Origin of the sequence: Nonlabens xiamenensis (assembly GCF_003865345.1) — a bacterium.
In the GTDB taxonomy this organism is placed as follows: Bacteria; Bacteroidota; Bacteroidia; order Flavobacteriales; family Flavobacteriaceae; genus Nonlabens; species Nonlabens xiamenensis.
The window spans coordinates 1-1,741 of sequence record NZ_RMVE01000013.1; the positions used below are offsets into that span (position 1 = coordinate 1).

1 protein-coding gene is annotated in these 1,741 nt (G+C 51.8%); it reads right to left on the minus strand.

Annotated features, from left to right (window positions below; translation table 11 throughout):
• A partial coding sequence (locus EGM47_RS16245) for a beta strand repeat-containing protein (RefSeq protein WP_317126909.1) occupies nt 1–1,741 on the minus strand: 1,741 nt, incomplete at both ends.

The following is a 1,741-nucleotide window of genomic DNA, read 5'->3' on the forward strand; positions in this document are numbered from 1 at the left end:
TGGGTTTCCGTTGCTGTCTACTATGTCAACGCTTACGCCACCCAATCCAGCTTCTCCTGGATCTTGAACACCATTTCCGTTAGCATCATTAAACACTACTCCGCTGACCGTGCCATCAAGGGTAGGTACCGTATAACCATCATCCGTACTTGGCGTATCGGTTCCAGCTACAGCAGTTACCGTTTCAGGATCAGAGCCTGCTGTGGTCAGTGCACTTCCAGCTGGAAGCGTCGTTTCATCCACATCGATATCAGTATCTCCAGCTGGCACTTGCGCTGTCCAACTTCCGTCAGCTGCAGTTACCACCGTTTGTGGGTTTCCGTTGCTGTCTACTATGTCAACGCTTACGCCACCCAAACCAGCTTCACCTGGGTCTTGAACACCGTTTCCGTTAGCATCATTAAACACTACTCCGCTGACCGTGCCATCAAGGGTAGGTACCGTATAACCATCATCCGTACTTGATGTATCGGTTCCAGCTACAACAGTTACTGTTTCAGGATCAGAGCCTACTGTGGTCAGTGCACTTCCGGCTGGTAGCGTCGTTTCATCCACATCGATATCAGTATCTCCAGCTGGCACTTGCGCTGTCCAACTTCCGTCGGCTGCAGTTACCACCGTTTGTGGGTTTCCGTTGCTGTCTACTATGTCAACGCTTACGCCACCCAATCCAGCTTCTCCTGGGTCTTGAACACCGTTTCCGTTAGCATCATTGAAGACAGTTCCTAGTACTCTACCTGTAGGTGTTAATGTGGTTACCGTTGGATCGTCTGCATCGCCATCTCCATCAGGATCTACATTCGTCGGATCGTTTGGATCATCACTATCATCACTGACCGTACCTAGTGGATCTCCATTCGGATCTACAGCATCTCCAGAGGCGATAGCCGTGTTGGTCACACTACCCGCAGCGATATCTGCTGGCGTAAGCACATAGGTCACATCAGCGATCGTACCGGTAGCTCCAGGAGCAAGTGTGCTCGGTGTTACTGAGGCGCCGGTGATACCGATCACCGCATCATCGATCACCAGGTTGTTGACCGTTACATTTCCGTTGTTCGTTACAAGGAAGCTGTACGTAATCGTATCGCCAGCATCCGTAATACCGTTCATATTCGCATCAACTACTCCTCCACTGGTCTTCTCAAGGGCAAGATTAGGAACTGCCGCAAAGAAACCATCTGCAGGCTCAGATACCGTGGCTCCTGCTCCTACCGTAGTAGTCGTCGGATCGGTTCCGGCCGTCTGGATGTCTACTCCAGCAGGTAAGCTTGTCTCATCTATATCACTGGTCGTATCACCAGCTGGTACCACTGCACTCCAGGCTCCATTGGCATCCGTGGTTACCGTCTGAGGTAAACCATTGCTATCGGTCACCACTACGTCTACTCCTGCAATACCTGGCTCGCCAGCATCCTGTACGCCGTTGCCATTGGTATCCTCGAAGACCGTTCCGGTCAAAAGACCAGTACCATCAAGGGTGGTTACCGTTGGATCGTCTGCATCGCCATCTCCATCAGGATCTACATTCGTCGGATCGTTTGGATCATCACTATCATCACTGACCGTACCTAGTGGATCTCCATTCGGATCTACAGCATCTCCAGAGGCGATAGCCGTGTTGGTCACACTACCCGCAGCAATATCTGCTGGCGTAAGCACATAGGTCACATCAGCGATCGTACCGGTAGCTCCAGGAGCAAGTGTGCCCGGTGTTACTGAGGCGCCGGTGATACCGATC